General features: G+C 47.3%; 13 protein-coding genes. 5 read left to right on the top strand and 8 right to left on the bottom strand.

Features of this window, described 5'->3' with window-relative positions:
* Positions 1-41: 41 nt before the first annotated feature.
* The 4 genes from AC1DLI_RS10215 to AC1DLI_RS10200 all read right to left on the bottom strand — a co-directional run bounded on the left by AC1DLI_RS10215 (position 42) and on the right by AC1DLI_RS10200 (position 4,942).
* On the bottom strand, positions 42-908 hold the full coding sequence (locus AC1DLI_RS10215; RefSeq protein ID WP_477602081.1) for a hypothetical protein: 867 nt from the start codon (positions 906-908) through the stop codon (positions 42-44).
* 373 nt (positions 909-1,281) lie between these two features.
* On the bottom strand, positions 1,282-3,447 hold the full coding sequence (locus AC1DLI_RS10210; protein ID WP_477602079.1) for a sensor histidine kinase: 2,166 nt from the start codon (positions 3,445-3,447) through the stop codon (positions 1,282-1,284).
* Positions 3,425-4,141: a winged helix-turn-helix domain-containing protein gene (locus tag AC1DLI_RS10205; RefSeq protein ID WP_477602077.1), complete on the bottom strand. Its 717-nt coding sequence runs from the start codon at positions 4,139-4,141 to the stop codon at positions 3,425-3,427. The genes AC1DLI_RS10210 and AC1DLI_RS10205 overlap by 23 nt, the downstream gene beginning before the upstream one ends.
* Before the next feature lie 186 nt (positions 4,142-4,327).
* Complete coding sequence (locus AC1DLI_RS10200) at positions 4,328-4,942, bottom strand: PH domain-containing protein (RefSeq protein WP_477602075.1); 615 nt, start codon at positions 4,940-4,942, stop codon at positions 4,328-4,330.
* Between the two features lie 174 nt (positions 4,943-5,116).
* Between AC1DLI_RS10200 and AC1DLI_RS10195 the strand changes: the two genes are divergently transcribed.
* Positions 5,117-6,571 (top strand): amino acid permease, encoded by a 1,455-nt coding sequence (locus AC1DLI_RS10195; RefSeq protein ID WP_477602377.1) that lies wholly within the window; start codon positions 5,117-5,119, stop codon positions 6,569-6,571.
* A 74-nt stretch (positions 6,572-6,645) separates the two neighbouring features.
* On the opposite strand, the gene AC1DLI_RS10190 is transcribed toward AC1DLI_RS10195, so the two are convergent.
* The 4 genes from AC1DLI_RS10190 to ytxJ all read right to left on the bottom strand — a co-directional run bounded on the left by AC1DLI_RS10190 (position 6,646) and on the right by ytxJ (position 10,281).
* Positions 6,646-7,764 carry a stalk domain-containing protein gene (locus tag AC1DLI_RS10190; protein WP_477602073.1) on the bottom strand — a complete coding sequence of 373 codons (1,119 nt, stop codon included), beginning with the start codon at positions 7,762-7,764 and terminating at the stop codon, positions 6,646-6,648.
* 136 nt (positions 7,765-7,900) lie between these two features.
* Positions 7,901-9,148, bottom strand: a complete 1,248-nt coding sequence (locus AC1DLI_RS10185; protein WP_477602071.1) for an S-layer homology domain-containing protein — start codon at positions 9,146-9,148, stop codon at positions 7,901-7,903.
* A 274-nt stretch (positions 9,149-9,422) separates the two neighbouring features.
* Positions 9,423-9,848, bottom strand: coding sequence for a GNAT family N-acetyltransferase (locus AC1DLI_RS10180; RefSeq protein WP_477602069.1), 426 nt, complete (start codon positions 9,846-9,848; stop codon positions 9,423-9,425).
* 94 nt (positions 9,849-9,942) lie between these two features.
* Positions 9,943-10,281, bottom strand: a complete 339-nt coding sequence (ytxJ, locus tag AC1DLI_RS10175) for a bacillithiol system redox-active protein YtxJ (RefSeq protein ID WP_308996079.1) — start codon at positions 10,279-10,281, stop codon at positions 9,943-9,945.
* Positions 10,282-10,522: 241 nt separating this feature from the next.
* On the opposite strand from ytxJ, the gene AC1DLI_RS10170 reads away from it, so the two are divergent.
* The 4 genes from AC1DLI_RS10170 (at position 10,523) to AC1DLI_RS10155 (ending at position 15,959) form a co-directional block, all read left to right on the top strand.
* Positions 10,523-10,948, top strand: coding sequence for a DUF3888 domain-containing protein (locus AC1DLI_RS10170; RefSeq protein ID WP_477602066.1), 426 nt, complete (start codon positions 10,523-10,525; stop codon positions 10,946-10,948).
* Between the two features lie 178 nt (positions 10,949-11,126).
* Positions 11,127-11,702 carry a TetR/AcrR family transcriptional regulator gene (locus AC1DLI_RS10165; RefSeq protein ID WP_477602064.1) on the top strand — a complete coding sequence of 192 codons (576 nt, stop codon included), beginning with the start codon at positions 11,127-11,129 and terminating at the stop codon, positions 11,700-11,702.
* Between the two features lie 76 nt (positions 11,703-11,778).
* Positions 11,779-14,019 carry a YhgE/Pip family protein gene (locus AC1DLI_RS10160; RefSeq protein WP_477602062.1) on the top strand — a complete coding sequence of 747 codons (2,241 nt, stop codon included), beginning with the start codon at positions 11,779-11,781 and terminating at the stop codon, positions 14,017-14,019.
* A 1,763-nt stretch (positions 14,020-15,782) separates the two neighbouring features.
* Positions 15,783-15,959 (top strand): hypothetical protein, encoded by a 177-nt coding sequence (locus AC1DLI_RS10155; RefSeq protein WP_477602060.1) that lies wholly within the window; start codon positions 15,783-15,785, stop codon positions 15,957-15,959.
* The last annotated feature ends 37 nt before the right edge of the window (positions 15,960-15,996 follow it).

Below are 15,996 nucleotides of genomic sequence, written 5' to 3'. Positions count from 1 at the left end.
CATCCTGGTGGTTATTGCGATGTTTCATAGAAGTCGTTAACTCATTGATCTGAAGCCCAGTCGTCTATGATTGTCGAGGTATCGGCATCCACTTGAATGCGGTGTGAGTGTTCCTTGTTATCCTGAAAGTCGAATAGAAATAGCTTCGTTTTCTCATTATAATTTACGGGTATGACCTTCGTAGTTGTTAGGTCCAATTGTTCTCCATAAGCTTTAAGCAAGTTGCGAGCTGTGGTTTTGTCTTCCTCTGTTTGATTATATAATCCCAGATGCAAAATTAAACTCTCCGCATCTTCCTGGAGTATGGCTTGTAAGTACCTTTCTGTTTCACTAATGACATGTGGGTACTGATTGATCAGTGGAGAAACGTACAAAGGCTCGCGATGATCATCATCTTGTGCAGCAGGGGTTCCGTTATTCTTGTAGTACTTTATTTGAAAAGGAACGGAACGTACTTCCCCTTTCTTCATGCCGGTAATCATGAAATTTTCTATAAAATAATCTTCATTCTGCTCATTGGATTCGAAAGATAGCTTCAGGTCCGTCAATTTGTCGAAATGCAGCCGAAATCCTTCGATGCTGATCTTCATCGTTTCAGGGGTATATTCATTTTCCGCATGCGCCATCAAGCTGGACAATAATAGTAAGTCTTCCTTCTTCAGCGCATCGAGGTACTTCTCTGCATCCTTGGTAGCGATGTTTTCCAGCGATGGAGCTTCATTGGTTGGCGCCTCCTCCATTGATGATGTTTCTGTTGGTTCTTCAGCAACCTTCTGCGGTTCAGTGCTCTCGGGCGTAATTGATGGTCTCGGCATTTCCTCATTGCTGCATGCTGCCAATGCTGCAGTCGTCGCGAGCACAATCGAAATGGAGAGGGCTAGGCCTAACGATTTTTTAATGATATTCATAACACTCACTCCCATATGGATATTCTTCATGAATTCCAAAAGCATAGTATATACTTAGACGCGGTTGTCGAGGTAAAAGTTTCCATAAATTATAATAAGATGCAAAACGTTTTTTTTTCATTCCCGAACAATAGCGGCGTTATGTGTCTATTAGCTTGAATGCAGTTGTTTTTTTAAAATACTTTACATTATAGAAAAAGACTGCCGAGTCATTGCTGCCGGCAGTCTCTTTCTATTGTTTATAGCATTACTCACTACGCTGATTATGGACTTCGACGATCCGACAGTTGCTACCGAGCTTCATTTGAGCGGTTCGGTTATTGACCGTAACTAAGCTTCATTCATATAATCTTTGATCAGACATCCGCGGCTATTACGAATTAGATATACATGAATGTAAATCATCCATTAGTGGCAATGTTAGTGAAAAAATACAGCCGCGGCCGCTCTGATCACTCGACATAACCGTAAGCTGGCCGCCATGAATGTCGGCAATTTCCTTGGCGATCGATAAGCCGAGTCCGCTCCCCGGTATGCCGCTGTTTCTTGACTTATCTACTCGATAAAAGGAGTTGAATACATAAGGCAGCGCATCCTCCGGTATGCCTGCTCCGCTATCAATGACGCGGAAGACCGCAGCATGATTTGTAAGTTCCAGCGTGAAGTTGATGGGGCTGCCGGCCTCTGAATATTTCATGGCATTATCAATTAGGTTGTCGATAATTCGGCTGATGAGATGGGGATCTCCCCGTAATCGGCCGCCGTTTGCGAGCTGCCTCGTCTGGAAGGGACGCTGCTCCAGCTTCATGTAAGCCTCCCATTTCTTAGCCATGTCATGGAAGAAAACATCCGCTGCAAAAACGGTAAATTGGGCTTCCAACTGCCGAGTCTCCAATAAGCTCAGTTCATTTAGGTTGCGAACGAACTGATTAATGGTTTGGATGTCCTCATAGATTCTGCGCAAAAAGATACCCGTATCCTCTCCGCTAATCGTCCCGTCATTTATCGCCTCTATATAACCGCGGATTAATGTAATCGGCGTCTTCAAATCATGCGAAATATTCATGAACAGCTCCTTTCGCCAATGCTCTAATCGCAGGAGCTCATCTACGCGCGCTTCCAGTTCATTATTCATGTCACGCAGCTCTTCCGTGCGCAGCTCTACCTTATGCTCAAGGTGTTGGTTAAGCTCGGTCTGCTGCTCCATGAGCTCGCGAATTTTATGCGACATACGATTGAAGGAACGCAGCAGCTGATTGAATTCCAACGTCCGTGTATCGTTGAGGGCAGAAGTGAACTGGCCCTCGCCCATTTCGGCGAATGCGCCAGCGAGCAGATTGACGGGTCTAGAAACCTTTGAGCGCAAATAGAAAGAAAGCAGGATGCATAGAGCGACGGCGACGAAACCAAGCAGGGACAACTGAATGATGAGCTGCTTTCCTGTTTGAGAAGAGAGCTGCTCCGTAGCGGAATGAATCGGCTCAAGGAGCTTATTTTCCGGAATGATATAGCCGAGTATCCAATTCGTAGACGGGATAGCTCGGCTGAATACGACCTTCTGCTGCCCACCGAGCTGCATGCTGCGGAAGCTGTTTAACGTGTCCTTGCTGAAGAGGACGGCTAAATCGAGCTGCTCGATTTCATTCGCGCCATGCTGCTGGGCGGCAATGAGCTCATGATCGGTATCGAGCAGCAACGCGATGCCGTCCTCATCTCCGAATCTCGTATTGAGCACATTATTTACGAAACGTTCAATCGTCACATCGGCGGCAACCACGCCTCTGAGTACGCGGTTCTCATCATAAACGGGCGTTGTCGCGGTAAACATCCAGCCTCTTGGCGTGATATCGAGGTACGGCTTTGTCCATGCCACCTGATTCTTTTTTGGCCTAACGTTCAGGGCGTCTGAATAGAAGTTGTACGATGTAAGCTCGTTGATAGGTTTTGGCAGCGCATCGGAATCCTGTCCTGTATATTCCGGATAATAAAAGGAACCTGATTTCGGATGGATATAATACATGGACACGATATTTTGCTTCCGCGAGGATTCCGATTGGAACAGAGGAAACAAAGCCTTGCTCAGCGCCAGGTCGTAAGCCTGCTCTGGCGATGGATACTGGAGCGGGTTATCTGTTCGAATGGAAATGACCCCCATGCCATCGGAATGCGCCTCGGTAAACCTTTTCTTCTCCGGGTCATAGCTAAAGGCAATGGGCTGTACATCTTTGCTGCTATCTGCTGAAAAAATAGATTCGGCGAGCGCCTTGGAGAGCAGGACTGCATCCTCGACAAGCCGAAGCTCGGTATCGATGGCGCGGACCTGCTCTTCAATATTGGCTTCGTACATGCTTATGTAATTTTTTTCGATTAAAGCGGTATTCAGCTCATTGAAGTGATTGAGCTGTGAGGTTACCGTTTGTCCTGCGAATACGGATAATAGCAAAAGCGGGATCAGGGAGACGGTCAGCATAGCCGCAAGCATCTGGAAAGCAAAGGTGCGCGGCCGAAGAAGTGCTCTAATGCTCTTTAATGGGTTCATCGAACTTGTATCCAATGCCGCGAATGGTTTTGATACGCGATGGAGAAGAAGGGTTTAGCTCTATTTTTTTACGTAAATGCCCGATGTGCACTTGAAGGGTTTTGGTGTCAAGGTTGCTTTCGTATCCCCAAATATGAGTCAGTAAGCGCTCGGCCGTAAGCACTTGGCGTGCGTTTTGCATGAGGTAAGCGAGAAGCTGGAACTCCTTCGCGGAAAGCTCGATTCGCTTGCCATCCACGTAAACCTCATGCGCGTCGATGCGCAGCTGTACATGCGCGGACGAAATGATCGTTGAGGGGATGGCGTCGGATTGCCGTTTATAGACGATTCGGTTGCGGCGCAGCTGTGCTTTAATTCGGGCAACCAGCTCGATCGGACTGAAGGGCTTGCTGACGTAATCATCCGCGCCTACGCTTAGCCCGACCACCTTGTCGATTTCAGTGTCCTTGCAGGTGAGAAATACAATGGGGACATCCGTCGTTTGGCGCAGCCTGGCGCAAAGCTCATAACCTTCCATATCGGGCAATAAAACATCAAGCACGATGAGCGCGGGTTCCTCGTTTTCAATTAACTCGATCGCTTGTTTTCCGCTTGTTGCATTCAAATGGCGAAAGCCGTCCTTGGACAAATACATGCCGACCAGCTCGCCGATTCTAACTTCATCGTCTACGGTTAATATGAGTTCTCCTGGCAAGTCGCTTCACCTCTTTGCATGGGATATAAACGTCACTCTTTCATTTAATATATACGTGAAAGTTAGGTTTGCGCAATATTAATGTCAGGTTATATAACATAAAAACGCTGCCATGCCCAAATAAAAAAGCAGACCAGCTTATAACAGCTGATCTGCTTCAATTGTATTTCCTATTCGTTGACAAAATTAGTTGTTAATATAACGCTCGAAAATCGCGCCAAAGTCCTTCACGCGATACTGCTTATGCGTGTTGACCAGCCAGTTGAAAGCGGATTTGTTCAGGCCGTCGAATTGCTCGACAACATTGAAATCGCCTTTGTGGAATTGCTGCAGCGTAGTGGATGCGAGATCAAGGCTGCGTCTTGCATATTCAAGCGAGATTTCATTCTCGCGGGTAATTTCGGAAATTTTGATAAGTGCTTTGTACAGGTCCTTAAGCTCTTCGATATGCTTCTTGTTTACATCGATTGAGAAAGGAACGGAGCCAATCGTGAACTTGATTTCAACGTCAAGATCGACGGTGCCCGCTGTTTCGAGCGCAACCTGCGAAATCTGATTAGCGCTGTATGAATAACGCTTGAGCGTGCGCTTCTTGCTCAGTGCGCTTGTGCCGTCCAAATGGATGAGAGCGAGATTCGTAAAGCAATATTCATCGGTTTTCGATTTGATCAGAAAATAGATCTTCTCGTTATCCTCATGCATGACATAGTCGTCAGAATCGGCCTTGCTGAAATCTTCAGGCTTAATAATCGCGCCAATATCGCTTAATCCGAGCGCATCTGCAGCTAATTTTCCAAACATCGTACCATTCCTTTCATAATCGCATCGATTTCATACTTACTCATTATATATTAGAATTTGGCATTTATGTTAGTACAATTGTAGGATTTCGATTAGACCAAATGGATAAAAAACGGAAATTTCAGCAAACTGAGGAAAGAATAAATGTGCTTACGATTCGAATCATGGTGGAGAATGGAGTGTTGCGCTCTGAGTAAACAACAGGAAGGCTCGAGCTCGCTGCGCAGGGGGCTAAAGGCTCGGCATATGACGATGATATCGCTGGGAGGCTCTATCGGTACAGGGCTCTTCCTCGCAAGCGGCGGTGCTATTCACTCCGCGGGGCCGGGAGGCGCGCTGCTTGCCTATGCGCTGATTGGAGTCATGGTGTATTTTCTCATGACGAGCTTGGGGGAAATGGCTACCTATATGCCGGTATCGGGAACCTTCAGCACTTACGCGACCCGGTTTGTCGACCCCTCGCTTGGCTTTGCGCTAGGTTGGAACTATTGGTACAACTGGGCGATTACGATCGCCGCGGAGCTGTCGGCTGCTACGCTTATTATGAAATTTTGGTTTCCGAACAGTCCCTCTATTTTGTGGAGCGCTCTGTTTCTGCTACTAATGCTGGGCCTTAACCTCCTATCTGTTAAGGGCTATGGAGAGTCGGAATATTGGTTCGCGATGATCAAGATCATCACGGTTATTATCTTTATCGCGATAGGCTTATTGATGGTGATCGGCATTTGGAACGGACAAGCCGTAGGCATAAGCAATCTGACGGATAATCCGTTTCCCGCAGGTTTTCTAGCCACGTTAGGCGTGTTTATGGCGGCGGGCTTCTCATTTCAAGGGACGGAGCTGATCGGGGTTACGGCTGGGGAAAGCGAGAACCCGCGCGAAAATATTCCACGTGCGATCCGTTCAATTTTTTGGCGCATCCTCTTATTCTACATCTTGGCTATCCTGCTGATCGGCATGCTGATCCCGTATTCGAACGAACAACTGGCAAGCGGGGATATTTCGACGAGCCCGTTTACGATTATTTTTGAGAAAGCGGGACTTGCGGTTGCTGCCTCCATTATGAACGCGGTGATTCTGACGTCTGTTTTGTCCGCAGGCAATTCAGGTATGTATGCTTCCACGCGCATGCTATGGGTGCTTGCGAAGGAAGGCAAGGCGCCGCGTTTTCTCGCGCGGCTGAATGAACGCGGAGTACCGGTTGCTTCGCTGATCGCCACAGGAGCGCTGGGCATGCTTGCGTTTTTGGCTTCTTTTTTCGGCGACGGGGTTGTATATGTGTGGCTGCTTAATGCTTCAGGGATGTCCGGCTTTATCGTCTGGCTCGGTATTGCGATTAGTCACTATCGCTTTCGTAAAGCGTACGTCTACCAAGGACGGAAGTTGGAGGATTTGGCTTATCTCGCCAAATGGTTTCCTTTTGGACCGATCCTTGCTATGCTTCTTTGCATTGTGGTGATCGGTGGACAATTCATTGGGGCGCTGCATGACGGACGAATCGATTGGGCCTATATTATTGCGTCTTATGTAGGCATTCCGCTGTTTCTTGCTATATTCATCGGACACAAATGGAAGCATCGCACCCGAATGCTCACGCTGTCAGAATGCGAGCTGGAACCGGAGGAATAGGGCGCCTTACAAACAAACAAAACCTAGCAGGCGATTGCCTGCTAGGTTTATTTTGCTATTAACTGATGCGCTCGCTATTCAAACGCCCTGAAAGGTATCGTGAATTCCGGCATACCCTGTGCGTAAGCGGTATACTCATATTGCTCGAAGGTGATGACGATCGCGCCATGTCTGAGGTAGAAGGGACGATCCGGCTTGATGCCCTCGAATGGACTGATGAGATCAAGCTTTCTCGCCTTGATTTGCGCATTAATCGATTGATTTATTATGGTTACGTAATCGGCATTGCCGCCAGCGGCTTCCTTCAGATACACCGTCTCGCCTGTTTTTAAATCGAATGTATAGGGAATGCGTACGGTTGTGCCGTGTGCGCCGCCGAGGTCGATATAATAATCGACAAAGAGGCTGAGCCTATCCTGTTCGTTATAGGTGATGGTGTAATTCCCTTCATAGGCTACCGGCGGGTAATCGATATCGGGATTATCCGATTGCAATTGTTCACTCTCCTGCGTAGCTTGGGTAAGGGACTGCTGTCCGGAGACGGCGAAGGCTTCAGCTTCTTTTTTCAAGAAGGCATTGACCTTGCTCTGGCCTTCGTCGTTCTCATACCCGGAGATGACGGGGTAATGAATGAGCAGAGATTGTTTCTCCGTTACTTTGCTGATCGTTTTTGTAGCAAAGTTAAGTTTGTTCTCGTTGATGGTCTGAATGGTTATCGTGCGCGTTTTGGCGTCATAGGAAATGACATAGCCCATTCGCTCCAGCAGAAAGCGAAGCGGCAGAAAGGTCGAGCCGTTATTCAAAATCGCTTGGCTGCCGTATACGCGCTGGCCGTTAAGCTCATAGCTGCCATTGACCGGAGACGCTATGAGAACGCGGTTGCGTCCGGTGACGACGGCCGATCTTGTCTTGGAATCCCAGCTTGTTGAAAGGCCCAGCTTTTCATTAAGCGCACGGAGGCTGATGTAGGTTTCGCCATCGACGATAGCTGTGGGCACGTCTGTGCGCTTACCGTCAATAAAGAATGGCTGGGAGACGACATTTAACATGGCTGCAGCGGCTGCAGCGGATCCTGCTCCGGGGAGCAAGCCTGCCGCTGGCGCCGTTGACAGAAGCATGGAAGCAGCAAGTGCTGCTGCAAGCTTTCTTTTTCGTTTCAAGCTCTTATTTTGTTTGATTTGGATTGGTGTCATACCGTATTCCTCCTCTTCATATTGTCGATAGCTGCATAGACGCACCCGCGAATCGAATGTTGCAGAAGGATTGCTAAATAAACAAGCTGCTCCTAGTCATTAACCGAGGAGCAGCTTGTTTAAACATGGGATTGCTTTATTTTTTCGTTGCGATCGAGAAAATCACCGTCTTTGCTGCTGTGTCAACTTGAATATTGACATTATCGGTGCCAATCAGCATTTGCTGAGACGCTACCTTGGCGCCTGCTTCAACACGCTTGCAAATATCGTTGAAGAGCTCTTTGAACGCAGATGCGTTATAGCCGAACAGTTGGTTGGCGAATTGCTCGACCACCTCTTTGTTGCGGGCGAGCGTGCCTTCGCGAAGCCTAACGGTGATGCCGTAGGTGTTGTACTGCGGATCGAGCCAGACGGACGCCTCTTCATTAATGGAAGAAGAACCGGACGGACGGTTAAGGACGCTGTCCTTCTCTGCTTGATCTTTGAACAGACGCAGCGTTGTTTCGTATAGATCATGATTCGAGCCGCGCAGCTGTCCCGCGAGCAGGAGGGATTCATAGGCATCCCACATCCGTTTGTCCGGGAATACAATGATTTTTTTGCCTCCGCCAACAGTTGGGACGACTCGCTCCAGCTTCTCGGGTGATACTTTTATGGCTAAGCGTTTCGATTTGTCGGTGAGGCGGTTCAGGATCACCAGCGATTCTGCACGGGTTACCTTATCCCCGACGCCGAAGAAGCCGTTCGGATACCCCTGCATGATGCCCTTCACAAGCGTCTCGGCAATAAATTTCTGTTCACGCTCGGAGGCGCCCATAAGGTCGCCGTAGGCTTGGGCCATCTTCTGGCCGAACAAGCCGTCTTCAAGAAATTCCGTTTCTTGAAGCGTATAATAAATAATCTCAGCCACGTTCTCGCGCGTCATATCGGCTTGAAAATCGTTGTATCTGCTCTTATTAAGGAAATGAAGATCGCTTGCTACGTCAATATAAAGCTTGGCCCAGTACCCGGCCGAACTTGGTTTAAAGTCGAAATATCGGTAATCCTGCTTCAGAATCGCTTGATTTTCCTCAGAAAGCGATTGAAGGAACTGCGAGTTCCAGCTCCGTGAACCGTTTTGATGCAGGTCAGTGTACGAAAGCACGAGCATTTTGATAAATTGGTCTACTTTCACCGGCTCCTGTGGGCGGAAGGTCCCATCTGGATATCCGTCTAAAATCCCTTGTTTTACCATATCACCGATCGTTTTCTCCGCCCAATGACCTTTAATATCTTTGAATATCGGCGCTGAGGCTGCAGCCGTTACGTGATCATTTGCGGGAAAGCCCGAAAGTGCTGCCCAAAAAACGGTGATGACCATTGCGATAAGCGCGAAACGCTTCATAAAATATCCCCCTAAATTATAAAAAACGATATATTCCGACATTCTCTAGATAACCATATTTATGCGTTATTGAGAATGGGCTAAATGGCATGCCGTTTTCTGGAAAATAGTTCTAAATGCCGGGAGTCTTTGTGTGGATGGGGTTTTTGACGCGGAATTAGCATTAGCGGTGGCGGTGATTAACTGCGGTTGAAACGCAAAAAGGCTGCCGGGAGGCAGCCTTTTGTTCGTTACTAAGTGACCAAACTGGATGGAATAAGCGTCAAGTTAATTCTTAAATATTTTTGTGAAAATGGTAACCGGCGATATTCATTTTCTTGTTAAGATAGAAGCGATGCGCATCATGTCGTTGAACGCCGGAATCCAAGTGGAATTGCAGGCAATCATTTTTTGCTGCTTCTGCTTCCAGCCAGTCAAATAACAGTTTGGCGAAACCTTTAGCACGGCTGTGCGCATCAGTTATAAGATCATCCACATATAAATATTTGCCCCATGCCAAGGATTCGGTAATGCGAAATCCCGCAGCGGATTTGGCTTGTCCATTCTCGATTATAGCTGCTAATTGATAGCCGTGATTATGCTGAAGTCTTCTTATGAGGGTCAAATAATCTTGTTCTGCTAGATGGGGACGTAATTGCTTCATTAACGAAAAGGTCAAGGAAATGTCTGCATCCGTTGTCATTAGCTTTATTTCAGCCAAGTGGATTCCCCCTATTTAAAATGAAGAGGCTGTTCTGAAAGGCTATAAACCTTTAGAACAGCCTCCGATTGGTACGGGATATGCGGCTAAATGTTTAGTCGAGGACCGCTGTGATATGAGCTTTTGTAATGGACCAGTGAGAAGCGGACCATACCTTTTCTTTTTTCTCGATAAACATAATTTGCGGCGACTCATGCTTCACGGATGTGTCTTCTGCGATTTGGTTCGATACAGGACGCGACTCAATGACCTTTACAAGCACATAATCAACGTCTTCTCTTGGTTTGCCTTCAAGGTATTGATTGAATTCTGTATAAGCGTTCGCGCTAACCGGGCATGTTGTGCTGTGCTTGAACACGACAAGCGGACGAGTAGCAGAAGCATCATAAACGTTGTTCCATTCTTCAATGGATGTGATTTCTTTGTATGACATAGGGGAACACTCCTTTTATTCTGCTGTGCAGATGATTGTTACAGCTGTATCTGTATTATAGCTCTTTTTCCGTTGTAAAGTCATCTTTAGTCGAATTGCAGCGGGCACTTTTCGCGACCGTCGATACGTAAAATATGAAACAGTACGATTACATGAATACGTCTAGGGGTACATTATCCAATAATAAAAAAGGATGGTGTATTGTCTATATGGGAAGACGCATTAGCAGGGAGTACGAACGATGAAGAAATGGATGATAGCCTTTATGTTAAGCCTGATGCTTATTACGCCGCAGGTCATCGTCCACTCTGCGCCAAAACCAACTCAGGATTCAATGCAGCTTAGGATAGAGGATATGCTGATGCTCTTTCTGGCAGCTAATATTTATGAAGTTGTCGGCGACTATTATTATCCCCGGATCCTAAAGTTGAAACCCGAAATTAAGCCTTGGCATATAACGGTTATTGACAGTCAGAGAGTAAATGGTTTTCGCGGATTTATTTTTTTAATTACAATAGAGGTTGAGCCTAGTTTAGGGCATGGTGTCCTTGTAGGGAGAGACCGCATAACCTACCGGATATCTGTTGGGCCTTCCGCCCAGCTGGTAAGTCATACTCACTTAGCTACATACGAATTACCTGCGGAATTACAGGAATGGGTGCAATAGTATCAGGATGCATAGTATTAATGTAAAAGTATCAAGACCCAATAGTAAGTAAGTCCAAGACCCATTATCAATTAGGTATTGCAATCGAATATATGGCGTGCTATGATTGCTTCAGTCGAAATGACCATTTTAGTTTTTTGGTCATTTTCAAGAAAGTTACGGGTTCGGAGGTGTCGAAATGGCAGTGGATCGGCGACAGCAGGTTGTGGATGCGGCGGCGAAGTCGTTCGCCTTATTTGGATACAAGGCAACTACGATGGACCAGGTTGCAAAGATAGCGAATGTTGGTAAAGGGACAATTTATACGTTCTTTACGAATAAAGAAGAGTTGTTTCATGAAATTATGAAGAGACTCATTCTTGAAATGAAACAGGTTGCGGAGAAGGTTGTGGATCCGAATCGCCGGTTTTTCGACAATTTGAATGCTGCGCTGGAGCAGCTGCTTGAATTCCGCGAGGAGCATGAGCTGGCGCTTAAGCTATCGCATGAGGTGCGGGAGATTGGCACGCCGATGGCGATAGAGGGCATGCAGCAAATCGAGAAAGCAGTTGTCGGCTATATTCAGCATCAGGTGCAATTGGCTATGGACAAGGGCGAGATTAAGCCCTGCAATCCGGAAATGACGGCATTCGTTATGCTGAGACTGTATATGGCGCTTACGGTGGAATGGAAAAAGACGCATGAACCGCTGGATAAGCAGCAAGTGGCGGAACAGCTGCGATTTTATATGCAAGTAGGATTGGCTCCGGAATAGGCTGGATGCCTTTTTTTACAACATAAAATGACCAAATGACATAATTGGTCAATTAGTAATGAGGAGAGTGGACGCGTTGAAGTTCAGAGGATTAAAACAGTTTGGTGAGGAGCTTTCCGGGATTGCACGCAATAAGATGCTGCTAATTTCGGTTATCGGCGTGTTGATGATTCCGCTTATGTATTCTTCAATGTTTCTGGGAGCCTTCTGGGATCCTTACGGACATTTGGATAAAATGCCCGTAGCCATCGTAAATGCGGATAAGGGTTATGAGTATAACGATGAAATGCTGCATATTGGCGACGATTTTGAGGAACAGTTAAAGGAAAACGAAAAGTTCGAATGGCATTTCGTGAGCAAGGAAGAAGCGGAGGCAGGCATTGAGGATCACAGCTATTACATGGCGATTGAAATACCTTCCGATTTCTCGGAGAAAACAACATCGCTTACTTCGGATAATCCAACGCCTGCGCAGCTGACATACTTGGCTAACGAGAGCTATAACTTTTTAGCCTCGCAAATCGGCAGCAAAGCCGTTGACACAATGAAGGTCGAGCTTGGTCAAGAAGTGACGGCTGCTTATACGCGAACAGTCTTCGACCAGATGGAAGAGCTCGTGGACGGAATCGGTCAAGCTAGCGAAGGTGCAGGTGAAATTGCCGACGGCACCACGAAAGCGAAAGATGGAGCGGTGCTCATCGAGCAAAATCTTGCGAAGCTCGTCAGCGGATCCTTGACGCTGCAGGAGGGTGTCGCGAAGCTGAATGACGGCGGCACAGCGTTAGGCAAGGGAAGTGCCGAGCTAAGCGCCGGCACGTCGAGCTTGGCAAGCGGCCTGGCGCAGCTTCAGGCTGCGCAGCAGCAGCTGGGTGCAGGAGCAGCATCGCTTGGCGACGGCGCGGGTTCGCTTGGGGCCGGAGCGGTGAAGCTGAGCGACGGCATGCAGCAGCTGGCCGGAGCAAGCGGACAGCTGGCGGAGGGTGCATTGGACGCGCAGCAGGCTGCAGGGCAGCTGGCGGGCGGTCTTAAGGAGTCAGCTACCGGTGAGGAGCAGCTGAAAGTAGGTGCCGCGCAGCTTGCGAACGGGCTGGCGCAGCTGGGTCAGGCGAATCCGGAGCTGGCGGAGAGCGAAAGCTACGCGTCGTTATTGAAAGCAAGCCGTGAGCTGGCGGCGGGCTTGGAGAAGTCCTCGGCTGGCCAGACACAGCTGAGTGACGGAGCGGGCAAGCTGAACGATGGCCTCGTGAAAGTCTCGGACGGTCTAGGAGCTTTTGACAAAAAAGCGCAGGAAGCGGCGGAAGCTGGCAAGCAGCTGGGAGCAGGCGGAGAGCAGTTAGTTGCTGGAGCGGAGAAGTTCTCCAGCGGAATGACGCAGTTTGGAGCTAAGCTGACGGAAGCAAGCGGCGGAGCGTCCAAACTCGCAGCGGGGGCTAAGCAGCTTAACGGCGGAGTATCCACGCTGGCAGCAGGGCTTTCACAGTTGTCTGCTAACGTAACGCCATTTGTAGATGGCTCCGTTAAGCTGGAGGACGGCGCACAGCAAGTTGCTTCGGGGCTACTGAAGCTGGAGGACGGCACGCAAGAGCTGTCTGGCAAGTTGGGTGAGGCATCTGACAAAACAGCTGATTTGAAGCTGACCGATTCCATGGTGGATATGTTTTCGGATCCCGTGAAGCTTGATGTGGAGAAAATAACGAAGGTCGACAACTATGGTACGGGGCTTGCTCCTTACTTCTTGTCGCTGGGGCTATTTGTTGGAGCAATGCTGCTTACTATCGTATATTCTGTACGCGAGCCGGCTGTTCAACCGGTAAATGGCTGGAGCTGGTTTTGGAGCAAGGCGCTCACCTTGTCGCTTATCGGCGTCATACAGGCGCTCATTGCTGATGCCGCACTGCTATTCGTGCTCAAACTTGAAGTGCAGAGTGTAGGGTTATTCTTGTTCTACTCGATACTAACAAGCATTACGTTCATGATGATTATTCAATTTTTGGTTGCATCGATGGGCAATCCAGGGCGTTTTATCGCAGTAATTCTGTTGATATTCCAACTTACGAGCTCAGCAGGCACGTTCCCGATAGAGCTCGTACCCGGCTGGCTGCAAAAGATATCGCCTTTCCTGCCAATGACTTATGCCGTTGCAGGGTTTAGGGATATCATATCCAGTGGCGATTACAGCTCGATGGGCAGATATATTGCGATACTTGGAGGTATCGCGTTTCTGTTCGCGGTGCTATCTTACCTATACTTTACCTTATCTCATCGCAAAATGAAGAGTGACAGCGTGGCGGAGCAGTCGGCAACTGCGGCTGTTTAAGAGCTGGATTTAATAAAGAAGAACAGCGAAGGCATTCGCTGTTCTTTTTTTTGCGTGATTTTAAAATGCATGCGGCTTTTTATTAGGCTCCCGCTGATCACCTCGTGCCTTATGAGTAAAATTTCAGCTTCTGCGTTACGCTTGCTAAAACTAAACAAATTTAAATCAAGAGCTAACACATTTCTCCTCATGCTGCTCCTGTGCTCTGCCTTATGCTCCTACACTGCAGTTTGTACAATGTAACTCGTGCTCAATCACCAATTAGTTCGCTACAATGCAGTTTCTGCAATAGAAAGCATGTCTCGGAGCAGTTTGGTGGCTTGATGGGGTGATCCTGTTGTACTTTCTGCAACGTAGCTAATTAAGTCGGTTGCCATGTCAGGTTTCTGTTGCAGAAAGTGCAGTGCAGCTTAATTAGTGGATGTGGGTGTGGGTGTGGGTGTGGGTGTGGGTGTGGGTGTAGGTGTGGGTGTAGGTGTAGATGTAGATGTAAATGTAAATGTAGATGTAGATGTGGAAGTTAGTGTGGATATAGGAATAGGTTTAGATATTAGGTTTGGAATATTTATGTGGGTCTTGAGGTGTGAAAGTAACTTCATCTCAACTCTAGAGCAAGTCCACCACCGCATCTCCTACACTGCAGTTTGTACAACGTAACTCGTGCTCAGTCGCCAACCAACTCGCTACAATGCAGTTTCTGCGATAGAATCCATGTCTCGGAGCTGTTTTGTAGTGCGTTGGGGAGATTCTGTTGTACTTTCTGCAATGTAGCTCATTAAGTCGGTTGCCATGTCAGGTTTCTGTTGCAGAGAGTGCAGTGCAGCTTAATTAGTGGATATGGATGTAGATATATATGTAGATTTAGGTGTGGAAGTTAATGTAGATATGGGTATAGGTGTGGGTTTGGAATATTTATGTGGGTCTTGAGATGTAAAGTAACTTCATATCAAACCAAGAGCAAATCCACCACCTCATCTCCTACGCTGCAGTTTGTACAATGTAACTCGTGCTCAATCACCATCTATCTTGCTATAATGCATTTTCTGCAATAGAAACCATGTCTCGGAGCAGTTTACTGGCGTGTTGGAGTGATTCTGTTGTATTTTCTGCAACGTAGCTCATTTAGTTGAGTGCCATGTCAGGTTTCTGTTGTAGAAAGTGCAGTAGAGTTAGTTGGTGTGGCGTTGTATGGTGTCGGTGATAGTAACGCTTATAGTATCGGTGATGGTGCCGAAGTAGATATAGAAATAAATGTTGATGATGGTGTTTGGGTGCGGAAGTTGGTTTTGATGTAGATTCATATTCAGGTGTCGGTGTCGGTGTTTGGGTGTGGACGCTGAATTAGTTTTACGGTGTAAAAGTAACTACATTCCAAATCATGCTCCAATCTTCCCGCTTTCTACACTGCAGTTTGTACAATGTAACTCGTGCTCAATCGCCAACTAGTTCGCTACAATGCAGTTTCTGCAATAGAAACCATGTCTCGGAGCTGTTTTGTAGTGTGTTGGGGAGATTCTGTTGTACTTTCTGCAACGTAGCTAATTTAGTCGGGTGCCATGTCAGGTTTCTGTTGTAGAAAGTGCAGTAGAGTTAGTTGGTGTTGGTTTAGGTGTGGGCGTTTCTGTTTGTGTTTGTGTTGAATAGATGTAGATGTAAGTATTGGTGTATGTGTTGATGTAGATGTAGATGTAGATGTAGCTGTAGGTGTAGGTGTAGGTGTTGATGTAGATGTTGATGTTGATGTGAGTATGGTGTAGATATTGATGTTGATTGATATTGATGTAGATGTAGATGTGGATATTCATGTAGATGTTTGTGTTGTTGTTAAAGCTGATGTGAGTGTGGTTCAGGCTGGTTTTGTAGTTATGAGTGTGCACGAAAGTGTGAGAGCAGCTGTAGCGAGTAAAGTACGAGAGGAAGCCAAAAGGCTGTCACCGTGAGGCAAATTGCCTGCGGGACAGCCTTTTGGGTTTTCGG

This window comes from Paenibacillus sp. 01T443 (assembly GCF_056398325.1).
Note: the sequence above shows the minus strand (reverse complement) of the source record. Positions and strands in the feature narration are given on the sequence as shown.

What these genes read in the sequence shown, in the direction of transcription:
- ytxJ (WP_308996079.1), bottom strand. Translation starts at nt 10,281, where the DNA reads ATGTCATACAAAGAAATCACATCCATTGAAGAATGGAACAACGTTTAT.
- AC1DLI_RS10185 (WP_477602071.1), bottom strand. Translation starts at nt 9,148, where the DNA reads ATGAAGCGTTTCGCGCTTATCGCAATGGTCATCACCGTTTTTTGGGCA.
- AC1DLI_RS10155 (WP_477602060.1), top strand. Translation starts at nt 15,783, where the DNA reads ATGTTGATTGATATTGATGTAGATGTAGATGTGGATATTCATGTAGAT.
- AC1DLI_RS10195 (WP_477602377.1), top strand. Translation starts at nt 5,117, where the DNA reads ATGGAGTGTTGCGCTCTGAGTAAACAACAGGAAGGCTCGAGCTCGCTG.
- AC1DLI_RS10210 (WP_477602079.1), bottom strand. Translation starts at nt 3,447, where the DNA reads ATGAACCCATTAAAGAGCATTAGAGCACTTCTTCGGCCGCGCACCTTT.
- AC1DLI_RS10170 (WP_477602066.1), top strand. Translation starts at nt 10,523, where the DNA reads ATGAAGAAATGGATGATAGCCTTTATGTTAAGCCTGATGCTTATTACG.
- AC1DLI_RS10165 (WP_477602064.1), top strand. Translation starts at nt 11,127, where the DNA reads ATGGCAGTGGATCGGCGACAGCAGGTTGTGGATGCGGCGGCGAAGTCG.
- AC1DLI_RS10200 (WP_477602075.1), bottom strand. Translation starts at nt 4,942, where the DNA reads ATGTTTGGAAAATTAGCTGCAGATGCGCTCGGATTAAGCGATATTGGC.
- AC1DLI_RS10215 (WP_477602081.1), bottom strand. Translation starts at nt 908, where the DNA reads ATGAATATCATTAAAAAATCGTTAGGCCTAGCCCTCTCCATTTCGATT.
- AC1DLI_RS10190 (WP_477602073.1), bottom strand. Translation starts at nt 7,764, where the DNA reads ATGACACCAATCCAAATCAAACAAAATAAGAGCTTGAAACGAAAAAGA.